We start from the raw sequence: 16,337 nt of genomic DNA on the forward strand, positions 1-16,337 counted from the left end.
TTCAACTAAGTTTGTAACAATGAAGTTTACTTTAGGAAAACAAGAACGATTAAAAAGCAAAAAGCTAATTGACCAACTTTATAAAAAAGGAAAATCAATTAAAGTTTTTCCTTTTAGGATGGTGTATTTACAAACCGAACATACTTCAAGTTATCCTGCGCAAGTTGGGGTATCTGTAGCAAAAAGAAACTTTAAAAAAGCACCAGACAGAAATCGATTAAAAAGATTGATGCGTGAAACGTATCGCCTTCAAAAAGCAACCGTTTATGAAAATGTAAGCGAACCTTATATTTTTATGATTTCGTATATTGGTAAAGAAGAAAAAACTTATCAAGAACTTCATGCAAAAATGAATAGCTTATTGCACTTATTTATTGAAAAAGTAAATTATACCAAAAATGAAACACTTTAAAATCAAAAAAAATACAATTATAGTTTTATTAGTAGCAACGATTTTTATGTCGTTTTCATTCAAATCTAATTTTTTTGAAGTTGCCAAACAAATTGAAATTTACAATTCTTTATTTAAAGAATTAAATATGTATTATGTAGATGAAATTAATCCAGCAGACATAACAGATAAAGCCATTAAAAATACATTAAAAGACTTAGACCCCTATACTAATTTTTACAATGCACAAGATGTAGAAGATGCTAGAATAAGAAGAGAAGGGGAATATGCAGGCATAGGAGTTGCTGTGTATTATACTCAAAAAGGAATTCAAATTAAAGAAGTATATCAAGGCTTTTCTGGAGATAAAGCAGGGCTTAAAGCAGGAGATATGATTATTTCTGTAGATGGCCAATCACTTAAAAATATGGAGAGAGATCAGCTTTCTATGTTTTTAAAAGGTACACCCAACACTTCTATAGCTGTTGAAATTGAACGACAAGATGAAATTATAAAAAAAGAGTTAAAAAGAGAAAAAGTAGTGGTGAATCCTGTACCTTTTTTTGATATGATTGATGAAGAAACAGGCTACATTACATTAACACGCTTTAATAATAAAGCATCAGCAGAGGTTAAAAAGGCATTTAGAGAATTGAAGAAAAAAGGAATGAAAAAGTTGGTTTTTGATTTGAGATCAAATCCTGGAGGTTCATTAATGGAGTCTATCAATATTTCTAACTTTTTTCTCCCAAAAGGTAAAACAGTAGTTACTACTAAAGCTAAAATTAAAAAGTGGAGCAACACTTATAGAACCTCAAATGATCCTTTAGATTTAGAAATTCCGATTGTAGTTTTAGTAAATGGTAGTTCTGCCTCTGCTTCAGAAATTGTAAGTGGTTCTTTACAAGATTATGATAGGGCTGTAATTATGGGGCAACGTTCTTTTGGTAAAGGTTTGGTTCAGCGTCAAAAAGAACTTACCTATGGTACACAGTTAAAATTAACCATATCAAAATATTATACCCCAAGTGGACGATGTATTCAAGAGTTAGACTATACCAATAGAGATAACAAAACAGGCAAGGTTCCTAAATTTTCTGATTCAGGAATTAACGAGTTTAAAACAGCAAATGGTAGAGTGGTTTATGATGGTGGAGGAGTGCTGCCAGATGTTGTGATTCAACAATCTAAAAAAACTGAAGCAACAAAAAGTCTCTTAAATTCTAAAGCTATTTTTAATTTTGCGACAGCTTATTTTTATAAAAATCCAGAAAAAATTGATGTAGAAAATTATCAACTTAAAGATGCTGATTTTAAAGAATTTACTAATTTTTTAAAAACAGATACCACATTTGTTACTGAGCAAGAAAGTTTATTCAAAAAAGCGTATGTAGCTTCAAAAAACAAAAATATTACCAAAGAATATCAAAAAATACAATCAAAATTATTAGCAGATAAAGTAAACGAAATTTCTAAAAATCAAGATATCATTATTGGTTTACTGCAGGATGAAATTTTAAAAAAATATTACTATAATAGAGCGGTTTATCAACATCATTTAAAGAATGATAAAACAATCGCTAAAGCCCTACAATTAATGAAAAACCTTGATGAATATAATCATATATTATCAGGGAAATAATTCTATATTTGCATTCTAAAAATAAAATGCTAAACACCAAAAACATAGAGAGAACGAGAGCTCAAGAATCTACAAATGCAATAGAAAAACTTTATATTTCTATGCGCCACTTGTTTAGTAGAGGCTTTTACAAACCAATGGGAGTTTCAGGTGAAACTCTACGTAAATCGTTATTGCTTTTAAGACCAGAAATTTATGGCTCTATAGCAGAAGAAAAAATAGAATTAAAGGGTTTAACGTATGTTATCGAAAGACTTCCAGAAGGCATAGAACAATGTCAATTTATCAATTTAACTGCAGACGAAGGTTATAAAAATTCTCATTTTAAACCAATTATCCCTCCAAAAAGGAGAAGAAATTGTTACAGGATTGATAAAGATCAAATGAATATCGAAATTACCAGAGGTAGATCTGAAATTTATGATATTCTTACACATCTTACTTTTTTGTTTATAGAATCACATAAAATTCAAGAGCGCGTTTCTTTAAATGAAGGTGAAGATTTTGTAAGAGAATGGCTTCATTTAGAAGAGGTTGTTTTGCATCAAAAAATAATTTCAGAAAAAGAAAAAGAAGTTTTACTAGTGCACTTAGGTAGTATTCTTGGTAGAACTTTTGATGAAGTTTCAGACATTTACGAAACCTTTTCTACAGAACAAAAGCCACATAAATTTTTCGATTTAATTTATTGGTTAGGTAAATTGGGAATTAAAGAAGTTTTTGAGGGAGAAAAAAGAACAATAACTTTTAGTTCATTGTTAATTGAAGAAATTGGTCACCATATTTATGGAGAAATTTGGGCAAATGATATTAAACATATTTTAAAAGAATATGATTTGTTAAAAAGACCATTACACATTATTAGTGCAAATATGCATAGTGTAATGAACTCTATATATGCTAGTAGTGCCTTACCAGAAGAAGCTAAAGTTTATCAAGATTTTGAACTGTTTCAATTATTAAGTAATGCCGATAGCAAACCTTTGCAGAAAAAGGTTAAAGATTATGCATCAAAAAATGGCCTGATTTATATAAAAGATACTTCAGGAACCAACATTAATGTTCAAATTATTGATACAGATAAAATAAAGTTCGATAATTCTACGTTTCAAAGAGTGCACTCTTTGCAAGAAAATCCGGTAATAATTGTTATGGATTACGCTTTTGGAGAGCAGGCGTATGAAACTATGGATGAACTTTTAAAACCTTATGAAGCTAATAACCAGAAAATTCATTTAGATGTTAAATCAGTTTCTATTATGGGTAAAGCTGGAATTTTAGAAGGTGGTAAAGGAGATATAATGATTCCTTCTGCTCATATTTTTGAAGGCACAGCAGATAATTATCCGTTTAAAAACGAATTAAAAAAACAAGATTTAGAAAATTTTGGTGTTAAAGTATTTGATGGCTCAATGATTTCTGTTTTAGGAACCTCATTACAAAATAAAGATCTTTTAAAGTTTTTTCATGATTCTACATGGAATGTAATTGGCTTAGAAATGGAAGGTGCTCATTACCAAAAAGCCATACAATCAGCATCAAAAATTAGAGGAAATATTTCTAAAGATGTAAAAGTAAGGTATGCATATTATGCTTCAGATAATCCTTTAGAAACTGGAGCAACTTTAGCTTCTGGAGGTTTAGGGATGACAGGTGTAGTGCCTACTTATGCAATTACGCAAAAAATATTAGAACAAATTTTTTAAATCAAATAAAGATACATTTTAAAACCAAACTTTAAAAAAATGTCAACAAACCAACAGCATAAAAATAACGAAGAAGAAGTAGATTTAGGTTCTTTATTTGTAATTATAGGTAAAGGTTTTACAAAATTCTTTAATTTTATAGGTACTATTTTTAAGGGGATATTTCACGTATTCATATCAATTTTAATATTCTTTAAAGATAATTTTATAAAAATCGGAATTGCAGGCTTAATTGGTGTAATAGCCGGTGTATTTTTAGAAGTAAAAAGTGAAAAAAAATATGGTTCTGAATTATTGGTAGAACCGAACTTTAAGAGCGCTTTACAACTTTATAATAATGTTAATTTTTATAATGATTTAGTAAAACAGCAAGACACTGTAACTTTAAGTAAAGTTTTTAAATTAAATATGGAAGACGCTTCTTCCTTAAAGAAATTTACAATTGAACCCTTGGTAGTAGATACAGATAAAATTAATGCCTATAATGATTTAATTTTATCAGTAGATACATTAACTATTAAAAGTTATGAGTACCAAGATTTTAAAAATTCTTTTACAGATTACGATTATAAAGTACATAAAATATCTGTAGTTGCTACTAAAAATGATGTTTTTAATAAGTTAGATGATGTAATTATTTCTTCAGTTGTTAACAATAAATATTTTAACAGAATAAAAGAATTACAAAACGAAGACTTGAATAGAACAGATTCTTTATATCGACTTAATTTAGCGCAAATAGATTCTTTAAGAAGGGTTTATATGGAGGTAATGCTCGAGGAAGCAAAAAAACAAACTACGGGTACAAATATCGATTTAGGAGGACAAAAGAAAACTTCTAAAGAATTAGAATTATTTGATACAAATAGAAAAATAAATGCCGATTTAAGAAATATAGCAGAGGAGAAATCTAAGAAATATGAAGTTATAAATGTTATTTCTAACTTTCAGCCAGTCGGTTATGAAATAAAAGGAATTACTAAAAACAACGCGTTCAGATTAGGGGTATTAGCAATTGGTTTTATGATAGTAATTTTGCTTTTACTTAAAGTAAATAAGTACTTAGAAAATTATAAAAAATAACTAATGCATACAGTTTTAATAACTGGAGGAGCAGGTTTTATTGGCTCTAATTTTATTCCATTTATTTTAGAAAAACAGAAAGATTTAAGAGTAGTTAACTTAGATTTATTAACCTATGCAGGAAATTTAGAAAACTTAAAAGAAGTTGAAGGCAACTCTAACTATACTTTTATAAAAGGTGATATTTGTGATAGAAAATTGGTAGAAAGTTTGTTTAAGCAATACAACTTTACAAGTGTTATTCATTTTGCAGCAGAATCTCATGTTGATAATTCTATAACTAATCCAGATAGTTTTATTAAAACAAATGTTTTTGGAACATTTAATTTGTTAGATGTAGCTAAAAACCATTGGATGGATGCAACCAACAATTATAAAAATGATTTTATTAACGCTAGATTTCATCATATTTCAACAGATGAAGTTTACGGTTCTTTAGGAGAAACCGGTTTTTTTACAGAAAAAACGCATTATGCTCCAAATAGTCCATATAGTGCCTCAAAAGCATCATCAGATTTTTTAGTTCGTAGTTATTTTCATACTTATGGGTTAAATGTGGTTACTACAAATTGTTCTAACAATTACGGACCTAAACAACATGACGAAAAATTGATACCAACCATAATTATAAAAGCACTTTCAGGAGAAAATATTCCTATTTATGGTGATGGTAAAAATGTTAGAGATTGGTTATATGTTATAGATCATTGTAAAGGAATAGAACTTGTTTTTAGAAATGGAAAAGCAGGAGAAACCTATAATATTGGCGGTAATAATGAGCATAATAATTTGTACATTGCCAATAAAATTTGTGGTTATTTAGATGAAATTTTTCCTAAAAATAAATCTTATAAAAATCAACTAACTTTTGTTAAAGATCGTTTAGGACACGATTTTAGATATGCAATTGACGCAACTAAAATAGAAAAAGAATTAGGTTGGCAAGCTGATGAAAATTTTGACGAAGGTATAAAGAAAACAATAAACTGGTACATTAAAAAGTATAATTAATGAAAGGGATAATTTTAGCAGGTGGTTCAGGCACAAGATTGCATCCTCTTACTTTAGCAGTAAGCAAGCAATTAATGCCTATTTATGATAAACCTATGATATATTATCCTTTATCAACATTAATTTCTGCGGGTATCAACCAAATATTAATTATTTCAACTCCTAATGACCTGCATTTATTTAAAAATTTATTAGGTGATGGAACTAAGTTTGGCTGTGAATTTTATTATGAAGCTCAAGAAAATCCGAATGGTTTGGCAGAAGCGTTTTTAATAGGAAAAGATTTTATTGGTAAAGATAAGGTTGCTTTAATTTTGGGTGATAATATTTTTTATGGTACAGGATTGTCTAAATCTTTAAAAGAAAACACTAATCCAGAAGGCGGAATTGTGTATGCTTATCATGTAAATGATCCAGAAAGGTATGGAGTTATTGAGTTTGATGAGCATCAGAAAGCGATTTCAATAGAAGAAAAACCTTTAAAACCAAAATCGAATTTTGTTGTACCAGGTATTTATTTTTATGATAACTCAGTGATTCAAAAAGCCGAAAACTTAGAGCCAAGTACAAGAGGAGAATTAGAGATTACAGATATCAATAAATCCTATTTAAACGAAGGTAAATTAGCCGTAAAAATTTTAGATAAAGGTACAGCTTGGTTAGATACTGGTACTTTTAAATCTTTAATGCAAGCCAGTACATTTGTTGAGGTAATTGAAGAAAGACAAGGTTTAAAAATAGGATCTATAGAAGAGGCAGCATATAGCAGCGGATTTATAACAAAAAAGCAACTACAAGAATTGGCCAAACCGTTCTTAAAAAGTGGTTATGGTAGAAATTTGATGGAAATTTAATGAAAGTTATAGAAACAAAATTAAAGGGTTGTTATATTATTGAACCTGAAATTTTCCGGGATTCTAGAGGTGTGTTTTTTGAGAGTTTCAATAAAAAGAAATTTAAAGAAAAAACAGGTTTAGAAATAGACTTTGTACAAGATAATATATCTATTTCTAATAAAGGAGTAATAAGAGGTTTACACATACAAAAAGGTGAATGTGCTCAAGCCAAATTAATTAAAGTTATAAAGGGTAAAGTTTTAGATGTTGTTGTAGATGTTAGAAAAGAATCTAAAACTTTTGGTCAATCGTTCAGTTGTATTTTATCCGAAGTAAATAAGAAACAATTGTTTGTGCCTAGAGGTTTTTTACACGGTTTTTCTGTTTTAGAAGATAATACAATGGTTTCCTATAAATGTGATAATTATTATAATAAAGAAGCAGAAGATGGTGTTGTTTATAATGATGCAGATTTGGGTATTGATTGGAGGTTGAAAGATGAAGAGGTTGTTATCTCTGAAAAGGATGAAAAATTAATAAAATTTGAAGACTTTAAAATATAAAATATGTTATCCACTTATTGGAAAAGACGAAAGGATAATAAAATTTTTAGCAATTATATCTATCTTTTACTTATACAAGGAGCAAATTTTATACTTCCTTTAATTGCATTGCCTTATCTGGTAATTACTTTAGAGTCTGAAAAATATGGTTTGGTAATGGTAGCTCAATCATTAGCAGTCTTTTTTACAATAATAGTTGATTTTGGTTTCAACATAAGTGCAACAAGAGAAGTTTCATTATTAAAAGAAAAAAAGAAGAAATTAAGCCAATTTTTCTGGGATGTTTATTCAACTAAACTCATTTTAACTGTATTTTCTTTTCTGTTATTAATTTGCTTAATTTCTTTTATTGATAAATTTAAGGCAGAACCACTTGTTTATATATATAGTTTTGGCATTGTAGTAGGTCAAGCTATTTTTCCTACGTGGTTTTTTCAAGGAATAGAAAAAATGAAAATGATTACTTTTATTAATGTTGCTGCTAAAACTTTCTTTACGATTTCTATATTTTTCGTTGTTTTAAAGCCCGATGATTTTCAGTTTGTTCCTATTTTAAACGGTTTAGGTTACATTATTTCTGGTTTAATCGGTTTTATGTTTAGTTTAAAATATGTAGATTTTGCATTTCCTAAATTTAATAATATAAAGAAAATTACAAAGGAAAGTTTTAATTTATGTGTGTCTAATTTTGCGGTTAATTTGTATAGCTCTAGCAATACATTAATTTTAGGTTTTTTTGCAGGTGATGCCATTGCAGGTATTTATGCTAGTATGGAAAAATTAGTCATTGCCACAAAAAGCATATATGTACCATTGTATCAATCAATTTTCCCTCATTTATCTACTCTTTCTTTCAAGAAAATTAAAAAATTTACTAGAAAAATTACAATTCCAATTATGATATCTGGTGTAATTTTATCGTCAGTAATTATTATAGGATCAGAATCAATTTTAAAATTAATTTATAAGGATGATTTAATTTCAAGTTATTATAGAATATTTCAAATTCTTGGTTTAATAGCATTTTTATCAGCTTTAAATATGTTGTATATAACCTTATTTTTTCCAGCAATAAAAGCTTATAATATTAGAATGAAAATTTTGGTTGTTGCCGGAGTTTTTCATTTCTTATTAGTTCTACTTTTAGGTAATTTTTATGATATTTATGGAGTAGCCATTTCTGCAGTAGTTACAGAATTTCTAATTTTATTAGCAGGGTATTATCGTTATAATAAAACAGCTTTATGAAAAAATTAATTATGATTCATACTGTTACACCAGATTATAGAGCTGTTTTCTTTAAGAACATCTATGATTCGTTACAAGATAGGTTTGAGGTTTATTCTGGAGATTTTTATTTTGAACCTACAGTAATTAGCGATGAAAAAATTAAAAGAGAACGAATTAAAAATGTTTTTCTGTTTAAAAGAAAATTATTGTTTCAAAAAGGTATTTGGCATTTAATTTTTAGAAACGACATTGTTATTTTAGAGTTAAATCCCAGAATTATTTCTAACTGGATTTTTCTTTTTGTAAGATGTTTTTTAAACAAAGAAACTTATACATGGGGACATGCATGGGGAAGAAAAGGGATTAATAATAAAACTGATTTTCTGAGGAATTTTATGAGGAGTTTGAGTAATGGTGTAATAGTATACACTAACAGACAAAAAAGTGAGCTTCAGCAGAAAATGCCACAAAAAAAAGTGTTTTCTGCTCCAAATTCTTTATTTTCTAGTTCTAAAATGATATTATCTAAAGATAATAATGTCAGAAAAAACATTATTTCCGTTGGTAGATTAATTCCTAGAAAAAAAATAGTTTTTTTAGTAGAATCTTTTATTGGGGGAATAGAGAAGTTGCCAGCAGATACCAATTTAATAATTATTGGAGATGGAGATGAAAAAGAGAAAATTCAAAAAATTATAAATAAGCATAATATAGCTCATAGGGTAAAATTATTAGGTCATATTAGTGATTATAAACAATTAAAAGAACTTTATTCTAAAGCTTATTTTAGTGTATCTTCTGGTTATGTTGGTCTTTCTGTAACACAAAGTTTTGGTTTTGGAGTTCCAATGCTAATCTCTAAAGACGAAAATCATTCTCCAGAGATAGAAGCAGTAGTACCTGGTAAAAATGCAGTTTTTTTTAAGACCGATTGTAGTGAAGATTTTATAAGTGAAATAATACAAGTTTTTGAAGAAAGTAATTATTGGAATAAAGAAAGAGAAAATATTGTAGAGTTTTGTAAAAAAAATTACTCATCAGAAGCAATGGCAAAAGTATTTATTGATTTAGTATAAAATGAAATTAAAAGGTTTTTTTTTAATAATATATATAGCATTATCATTGATAATGTTTATTACATTTAAAGCTTCTTTTTTAATATTAAGTTCTTTCTTTTTTAGTGCATTTATTTTATTTTTAATTACAATTTATCATTTGTATTATGAGAAAGGTTATTCTCCTTTTTTATCTGCCTACATAGTTTTTACCTTTTTGTTTTTTTTAGCAGCCCCAATTTCTCAAATTAATTCTTTTGAAGGACTTGAAAACCCAAAATTTGTTAATTTTTTTCCTTATAAAGAGTCTTTAATTGTATATGCAAATATGCTAGTTAGTCTGTTTAATGTTGTTTTTATTATAACATATATTTATATGAAAAAAACAATCAAAAATTATATTCCAAAACCTATTGATTTAAATAAACAAAAGTATTTGCCATTTACTATTTTAATTGTTTTGGTATTATGTTTTATTGTTTTTATAACAAGTTACAATTTTGTTCAAATAGAATTTTCTAGACCAGGTTGGGTGAAATCACCAAGTTCCATAGGTGTTCTTTTAATGTGGAAAAAAGTGTTCTTTATGCTACCTTTTGCAGGATTAATTCTATGTTTTCAGTATTTTAAAAAAGAAAAAAAGAAAAAAAATAATTTAATAAATATCTTTCTTTTTTCTTTTCTTTTTTTCATAATTCTTTTGTGGTTTAAAAACCCTTTTACGGAAAAAAGAAATGCACTTGGGCCAATATATTTGTCTTTAATTTTTTTAATATATCCTAAACTCTTTAATTCAAATCTAAAAACTATTTCTTTTCTATTTTTTATAATGATAATTGTTTTTCCTTTATCTGCAATTATTACACATAGTGATGCTTCGTTTCTAGAAATATATAATAATCCCTTTATTTTAATAGAACAAATGAAAGGTGGTGGTGTTTCAGAAGCTTTTAATACTTTAAACTATGATGCTTTTGCTAATATAGTTGCAACCATAGATTATGTGCACAAATTTGGTTTTTCTTATGGTTATCAATTGTTAGGGGGGGTACTTTTTTTTATACCAAGATCTATTTGGTATAGTAAGCCATACTCTACAGGTCAAGTTGTTGGAGAGCACCTAATTAGTGATTTTGGATTTAATTTTTCTAATTTATCAAACCCATTAGTGTCAGAAAGTTATATAAATTTTGGTTTTTTAGGAATCATAATTTATCCAATTATATTGGCATATATCTTTATTAAAATGATAAAATGGTTAAAAAGTTATAATTATTTAAAAAAAATAATGGCTTTTTATTTTTCAATGCATCTACTATTTTTACTTAGAGGTGATTTTACAAATGGATACTCTTATTATATTGGTCCGTTAGTGTCTGTTGTTGTATTTGTTGGAATCATAGAAATATTCACAAAACATTATTTAATTCATGCAAAAAGAAATTTTAGAAAAAAATAATGTTTTACTAACTGCAGTAAAAATCTCAATTGGTTTTATGTTCGGAATTATGTTATTTTCTAGCATAACCAAATCAATAATTATAGCCTTATTTGGTCTAACAATATTATTACTAGTTTATAAAACAGGTTTTACAATTAATAGAAGATTGTTTTTTGTAAACACCTTAGTTTATCTAATTATTCTATTAACTATTTTTTATAGCTCTAATTTGCCAGAAGCATCTTTAAAACTTCAAACAACATTTTCTCTATTTCTTTTTCCAATGTTGCTATCCTTATTAAAAGTTAATCAAGTTAGAGAAATACAAAAGAATATTAAGATTTATTTGATGATATTTATTGTAGGTACATTTTTATATAATGTTGGGCCTTTTTTATGGTATTATTTTACACACTACAGTTTCGGAGATATAATAAAACACTATCCTATAATTATTATTCAAGACATTGGAAAGTATGGCATACACCCTATATATATGTCTATGCATTGTGTTATTTCTATTCTATTTAGTATTTTTATTTTTAAAGAAATAAAAACTAAATTAAATAAAGGATTACTGTTAATAATCAATTTAGTTTTAATTTGTTTTTTGATAATATATTCTAAAAAAGGGCCAATAATTGGGCTAGCATCAGTTTTATTCATATGGTCTTTTTTTAAAGCAAAAAATGTAAAAAAGTATTATTTTTTGGCAATTTTTACAATTGGAATTCTTTTAATATCTATACCAAAAACAAGAAATAAATTTTTAGAATTAGTTAAAATTGAAGAAGCAAAATCAGTTGATTCTAATTCTACTAATATCAGGTTTAGCATATATAAAACTGCGTTTGGTTTGATAAAAAAATCTCCATTTTTTGGTTATGGAATAGGCGATTTTAATGATCAATTAAGAAAAGAATATAAAAACAACACTCAATTTTTATTAAGCAAAGAATATAATTCTCACAATCAATATTTAAGTTTTTTATTAATAGGAGGTATACCTTTGTTACTTTCTTTTTTTTATTTCTTATATTACAATATTAACTTGTCAGTCAATAATAAAAACTATTTATTAATTATTATTATTAGCTTTTATAGTATTGTAATGTTGTCTGAAAATATTTTAGAAAGAGAAAATGGGGTCATTTTCTTTTCTTTTTTAATTAATTTTTTTTCGTTAAAAAATTTTAAAAAAAATGAATAATAAAAAATCAATACTATTAATAGGGCCTTTTCCAAAACCAGTTACTGGACTCTCACTTGCAAATGAAATCTTGTACAAAGGTTTAAAAAATTATAATAAGGTAGATTGTATTAACATGTCTTATCATAGATTTGAAGAGGTTTTAGGTAAGTTTAATTTTGATAAAATGCTATTTTTCATCAAATTAAACCTTAAAGCATTCAAAATATATAATTATGATTCTATTTATATTACAATAGGTCAGAGTTTTTTTGGGGTATTAAAATATGCAATTTTTTTTCTCGTGGCTCGCATTTTTAATAAGAAAATAACAGTTCATCTTCATGGAAATCAATTGCGAAAGATGTATGAGAAACAGTCTTTTTTTAAAAAGAAATTAGTGAAAGGTATTCTTCAACTTTCTAATTATGGTATTGTGCTTTCTAGTTCTTTAAAGCCAAACTTAGAGTTTTTTTTAAATGAAGATAATATTTTTATTGTTGAAAATTTTGTTGAAAATAATTTGTTTTTATCTCCATTAGAAAATAAGTCAAAAGATTATTCTGTTTTAAAGATAGCTTATATCAGTAATTTAATGACAGAGAAAGGAGTATTTTATTTACTAGATTCTTTGGTTTCTTTAAATAAAAAAGGGCTTTTATTTGAAGCAAAGTTTGCTGGTAATATTGATAAGTCTATTGAAACTAAAGTAATGAGTTATTTTAAAGAAAATAACAATATAGAATATTTAGGAGTTGTTAGAGGTAACAAAAAAAAGGAATTATTAATTTGGTCTAATACATTTGTTTTTCCTTCTTATTTAATAGAAGGGTTGCCCATATCTATACTAGAGGCAATAATTACAAAAAATGAAGTTATTGCAACAAAACATCCTGCGTTAATAGATTTTTTTAAAGAAGATGGGCTTTGTTTTATCAAAGAAAAATCTACAGATGAAATTGCTTATTTTTTAAATGAAATGAGCTCTAATTTTAATCAAAAAAGAATTGAAAAAAATTATAACTTGATAAAGGATTGTACAGAAGAAAAATTTGTTTCTAAAATTGAAAAAATATTGAACTTATAAATAATGCAACAATTAGATAAATATAGAGTACCAAAAAACTTTAGAGGTAGAAATGTTTTTGTTGTTCAACTGTGGTGGATTGTACAAAGTGTTTTGTTTAAAAACTCTCCTCAATTCATGTATGGTTTCCGTAATTTCTTATTACGCTTTTTTGGTGCTAAAATTGGCAAGAATACCATTATAAGGCCTTCTGTAAAAGTTACATATCCTTGGAAGGTTTCTATAGGCGAATACTGTCAAATTGGAGATGATGTAGTTTTATATTCATTAGGTGAAATAGAAATAGGAAATCATACAGTTATATCGCAAAAGAGTTATATTTGCGCAGGATCTCACGACTACAATAAGTCAACTTTTAATATTTTTGCAAAAAAAATAACCATTAAAGATCAATGCTGGTTAGCAACAGACGTTTTTGTTGCACCAGGAGTAACAATAGAATCCGGAACTGTTGTTGGTTCAAGAAGTAGTGTGTATCAAAATTTACCGGCAAATAAAATATGTATAGGCACTCCAGCTAAGGTAATAAGAGAAAGAAAAGTTGAAGAGTAAGAAAAATATATTAATAATTTCACCCTTTTTTTATCCAGAGCCAATTTCTACAGGTAAATTTAATACAGATTTTGCAGTTGGTTTAAAAGATTTGGGACATAATGTAAAAATACTATGTTATCATCCATTATATCCAACTTGGAAAATAAAAAAAACTACAAGTAAAATTAATAATATAGAAATTATTAGAGGAGGAAAATTTTTATGGTTTTCTAAAAAACCTTTTCTAAGAAGATTTATTTTAGAGTTAAGTTATGCTTTTTTTATTTTAAGAAAAATTAAGAGTAGCCAAAAAAACATAGATATTATTATTCCAGTTTTCCCACCAAGTTTAGCTTTTTTCTCAATAATTCCTTTCTTAAGAAAAAATATCCAGAAAGTTGGTATGGTGCATGATTTACAAGAGTTTTATTCTGAAGAAAAGAAAGGGTTTATTTTTAAAATTTTACAAACCATAATCCATAGAACAGAAAAGAAATGCTACAATAGTTGTAATAAATTAATATTTCTTTCCAATGAAATGAGAAATGAATCAGAAAACATCTATGGGTTAAAAAATACAAAACTCGAAGTTCAATATCCTTTTATTACAGTAAAACATCATTTCACAAATGATTTAGAACACATTTTTGATAACACCAAAAGACACATTGTGTATTCTGGTGCTTTAGGTGAAAAACAAAACCCTGAAAAGCTCTATGATTTCTTTTCTAAAGCCACTTTAAGTATCGAAAACTCTATTTTTCATTTTTTCTCTAAAGGGGAGGAGTTTAATAAATTAAAGCTGAAAAACAATAATCCAAACATCTTTTTTCATGATTTAGTTAAAAAAGAAAATTTAGAAGAATTATATCTAAAAAGTGACGTTCAAATAATTCCTCAAAAAAAGGGTACATCAAAAGGTTCATTACCATCAAAACTACCAAATTTATTAGCTTCAGATTGTAAGGTTTTTCTTATTACTGACCAAAATAGCGAACTAGAAAAATTATTTAAAGAATATAGTTTAAGTTTTGTGGCTACCACTTGGAATAATGAAACCTTAATAAAAAACCTAAAAAACCTATTAAATAAAAAGATTGATTTTGAACATCAAAAAAAAGTAGCAAGAAATATTTTTACAATAGATAAAATGATAGAAAAAATATTACATTAAAACAATATATTTGCTCCTTTATTAAATTTTAAAGCTTGAAGAAAAGATATTCTTATTTAATTAAACCTTTGCAAATATGTATTGATATTTTTGCTATAAATATTGTTTTATATTTCAATTGTGCTGATCATTATCTTAAATTAACTTTCCATTTATATCTCAGCTTTTTTTGGTTAATAACATCTTATTCTTTTGGGTATTATAAAGTTTATAGGTACACAAGAGTACTAAGCTTATTTGCAATGCTAACTAAACAAATACTAGTATTTGCTCTTGGTTACTTTGCGTTTTTTGGAATATTTAATGAAATTGAAGTTTTTAAAAATCAATTTTTTATTTTGATGTTAATTCTTTCATTTACATCTATAAATAAATTTCTTTGGTTTTTTCTATTAAAAAAATACAGAGCTTTAGGTAATAATTTAAGATATACTGTAGTGGTAGGATATGATCAATCTGCCAAAAATATTATAAAGTTATTTAAAAGCAAAGCTAACTTAGGGTACAAATATTTAGGCTTTTTTTCTAACAAAGATTATAAAAATTCAGAATTTTTAGGCAATTTTAGTACGGTTTATGATTATGTGAATCAAAATGAAGTAGATGAAATATACGTATCATTAACTGGCCACTCTAAAGAACAAATTAAAAATATAAATAAGTTTGCAACAGAAAAAAATATCATTCTTAAATTAATACCAGATACAATAGAGTTGTATAGTAAAAACCAAAGTATAGAGTATTATGATGATGCACTTATGGTGCTAAATGTAAGAAAACTACCCTTTGACTTTGTAGAAAGTTTATACAAAAAAAGAGTTTTTGATATTGTTTTTTCATTATTTGTTTGTGTATTTGTTTTATCTTGGATGCTGCCTATTTTGTGGGTTATAGTAAAATTAGAATCTAAAGGGCCATTAATTTTTAAACAAAATCGAGAAGGCCTTAATGGTGATAATTTTATTTGTTATAAAATTAGAAGTATGAGAATGAATGAAGAATCTTATAACAACATACATACCACTAAAAACGATTTAAGAATAACTAAAGTCGGGGCTTTTTTAAGAAAAACAAGCATAGACGAATTACCTCAGTTTTTTAATGTTTTGTTTGGCAACATGAGTGTAGTAGGGCCAAGACCACATATAGAAAGTTTATCTATAGAATATCAAAAAGAAGTACATGATTATTTAAAAAGGCATATAGTTAAGCCAGGTATAACAGGATTGGCGCAAGTTAGTGGTTATAGAGGAGAGGTAAAGAAAAAGTCTGATATAAAAAATCGGGTTAGATTAGATATCTTTTATATAGAAAATTGGTCTTTTTTCTTAGATATAAAGATTATTATTAAAACAGTTTTAAATGTTTTTAAGGGAGAGGAAAAAGCGTATTGAT

General features: G+C 26.5%; 15 protein-coding genes. All 15 read left to right on the top strand.

The window, feature by feature from the left end; all coding sequences use genetic code 11:
• Positions 1-19: 19 nt before the first annotated feature.
• The 15 genes from rnpA (at position 20) to SJY27_RS12235 (ending at position 16,336) form a co-directional block, all read left to right on the top strand.
• Positions 20-412, top strand: a complete 393-nt coding sequence (rnpA, locus tag SJY27_RS12165) for a ribonuclease P protein component (RefSeq protein WP_397445118.1) — start codon at positions 20-22, stop codon at positions 410-412.
• On the top strand, positions 399-2,033 hold the full coding sequence (locus SJY27_RS12170; RefSeq protein WP_397445119.1) for a S41 family peptidase: 1,635 nt from the start codon (positions 399-401) through the stop codon (positions 2,031-2,033). Before rnpA ends, SJY27_RS12170 begins: the two co-directional genes overlap by 14 nt.
• A 26-nt stretch (positions 2,034-2,059) precedes the next feature.
• Positions 2,060-3,739 carry a DUF6909 family protein gene (locus SJY27_RS12175; RefSeq protein ID WP_397445120.1) on the top strand — a complete coding sequence of 560 codons (1,680 nt, stop codon included), beginning with the start codon at positions 2,060-2,062 and terminating at the stop codon, positions 3,737-3,739.
• Between the two features lie 39 nt (positions 3,740-3,778).
• A complete protein-coding gene (locus SJY27_RS12180; RefSeq protein WP_397445121.1) occupies positions 3,779-4,822 on the top strand; it encodes a hypothetical protein in 1,044 nt (347 codons plus the stop codon).
• Positions 4,823-4,825: 3 nt separating this feature from the next.
• Complete coding sequence (gene rfbB, locus SJY27_RS12185) at positions 4,826-5,833, top strand: dTDP-glucose 4,6-dehydratase (RefSeq protein ID WP_397445122.1); 1,008 nt, start codon at positions 4,826-4,828, stop codon at positions 5,831-5,833.
• A complete protein-coding gene (rfbA, locus tag SJY27_RS12190; protein WP_397445123.1) occupies positions 5,833-6,687 on the top strand; it encodes a glucose-1-phosphate thymidylyltransferase RfbA in 855 nt (284 codons plus the stop codon). Before rfbB ends, rfbA begins: the two co-directional genes overlap by 1 nt.
• Positions 6,687-7,232 carry a dTDP-4-dehydrorhamnose 3,5-epimerase gene (gene rfbC, locus SJY27_RS12195; RefSeq protein WP_397445124.1) on the top strand — a complete coding sequence of 182 codons (546 nt, stop codon included), beginning with the start codon at positions 6,687-6,689 and terminating at the stop codon, positions 7,230-7,232. Before rfbA ends, rfbC begins: the two co-directional genes overlap by 1 nt.
• A 3-nt stretch (positions 7,233-7,235) precedes the next feature.
• Positions 7,236-8,480 carry an oligosaccharide flippase family protein gene (locus SJY27_RS12200; protein WP_397445125.1) on the top strand — a complete coding sequence of 415 codons (1,245 nt, stop codon included), beginning with the start codon at positions 7,236-7,238 and terminating at the stop codon, positions 8,478-8,480.
• Entirely contained in the window at positions 8,477-9,538 is a 1,062-nt protein-coding gene (locus SJY27_RS12205) for a glycosyltransferase family 4 protein (protein ID WP_397445126.1), read from the top strand. Before SJY27_RS12200 ends, SJY27_RS12205 begins: the two co-directional genes overlap by 4 nt.
• Positions 9,539-9,893: 355 nt before the next feature.
• Positions 9,894-10,976, top strand: coding sequence for an O-antigen polymerase (locus SJY27_RS12210; protein WP_397445127.1), 1,083 nt, complete (start codon positions 9,894-9,896; stop codon positions 10,974-10,976).
• Positions 10,948-12,168 (top strand): O-antigen ligase family protein, encoded by a 1,221-nt coding sequence (locus SJY27_RS12215; protein ID WP_397445128.1) that lies wholly within the window; start codon positions 10,948-10,950, stop codon positions 12,166-12,168. Before SJY27_RS12210 ends, SJY27_RS12215 begins: the two co-directional genes overlap by 29 nt.
• The gene (locus SJY27_RS12220) at positions 12,161-13,234 is read left to right on the top strand and encodes a glycosyltransferase family 4 protein (RefSeq protein ID WP_397445129.1); all 1,074 of its coding nucleotides are present in this window, start codon (positions 12,161-12,163) and stop codon (positions 13,232-13,234) included. Before SJY27_RS12215 ends, SJY27_RS12220 begins: the two co-directional genes overlap by 8 nt.
• A gap of 3 nt (positions 13,235-13,237) precedes the next feature.
• A complete protein-coding gene (locus SJY27_RS12225) occupies positions 13,238-13,786 on the top strand; it encodes a putative colanic acid biosynthesis acetyltransferase (protein ID WP_397445130.1) in 549 nt (182 codons plus the stop codon).
• Positions 13,776-14,942, top strand: a complete 1,167-nt coding sequence (locus tag SJY27_RS12230) for a glycosyltransferase (RefSeq protein WP_397445131.1) — start codon at positions 13,776-13,778, stop codon at positions 14,940-14,942. The genes SJY27_RS12225 and SJY27_RS12230 overlap by 11 nt, the downstream gene beginning before the upstream one ends.
• A 68-nt stretch (positions 14,943-15,010) precedes the next feature.
• Complete coding sequence (locus SJY27_RS12235; protein WP_397447921.1) at positions 15,011-16,336, top strand: undecaprenyl-phosphate glucose phosphotransferase; 1,326 nt, start codon at positions 15,011-15,013, stop codon at positions 16,334-16,336.
• Position 16,337: the final 1 nt, after the last annotated feature.

Origin of the sequence: Polaribacter sp. R77954 (assembly GCF_044595335.1) — a bacterium.
GTDB lineage: Bacteria > Bacteroidota > Bacteroidia > Flavobacteriales > Flavobacteriaceae > Polaribacter.

Bases quoted from the DNA above. Each gene is read 5' to 3' on its own strand.
- rnpA (WP_397445118.1), top strand. From the start codon at position 20: ATGAAGTTTACTTTAGGAAAACAAGAACGATTAAAAAGCAAAAAGCTA.
- SJY27_RS12170 (WP_397445119.1), top strand. From the start codon at position 399: ATGAAACACTTTAAAATCAAAAAAAATACAATTATAGTTTTATTAGTA.
- SJY27_RS12175 (WP_397445120.1), top strand. From the start codon at position 2,060: ATGCTAAACACCAAAAACATAGAGAGAACGAGAGCTCAAGAATCTACA.
- SJY27_RS12180 (WP_397445121.1), top strand. From the start codon at position 3,779: ATGTCAACAAACCAACAGCATAAAAATAACGAAGAAGAAGTAGATTTA.
- rfbB (WP_397445122.1), top strand. From the start codon at position 4,826: ATGCATACAGTTTTAATAACTGGAGGAGCAGGTTTTATTGGCTCTAAT.
- rfbA (WP_397445123.1), top strand. From the start codon at position 5,833: ATGAAAGGGATAATTTTAGCAGGTGGTTCAGGCACAAGATTGCATCCT.
- rfbC (WP_397445124.1), top strand. From the start codon at position 6,687: ATGAAAGTTATAGAAACAAAATTAAAGGGTTGTTATATTATTGAACCT.
- SJY27_RS12200 (WP_397445125.1), top strand. From the start codon at position 7,236: ATGTTATCCACTTATTGGAAAAGACGAAAGGATAATAAAATTTTTAGC.
- SJY27_RS12205 (WP_397445126.1), top strand. From the start codon at position 8,477: ATGAAAAAATTAATTATGATTCATACTGTTACACCAGATTATAGAGCT.
- SJY27_RS12210 (WP_397445127.1), top strand. From the start codon at position 9,894: ATGAAAAAAACAATCAAAAATTATATTCCAAAACCTATTGATTTAAAT.
- SJY27_RS12215 (WP_397445128.1), top strand. From the start codon at position 10,948: ATGCAAAAAGAAATTTTAGAAAAAAATAATGTTTTACTAACTGCAGTA.
- SJY27_RS12220 (WP_397445129.1), top strand. From the start codon at position 12,161: ATGAATAATAAAAAATCAATACTATTAATAGGGCCTTTTCCAAAACCA.
- SJY27_RS12225 (WP_397445130.1), top strand. From the start codon at position 13,238: ATGCAACAATTAGATAAATATAGAGTACCAAAAAACTTTAGAGGTAGA.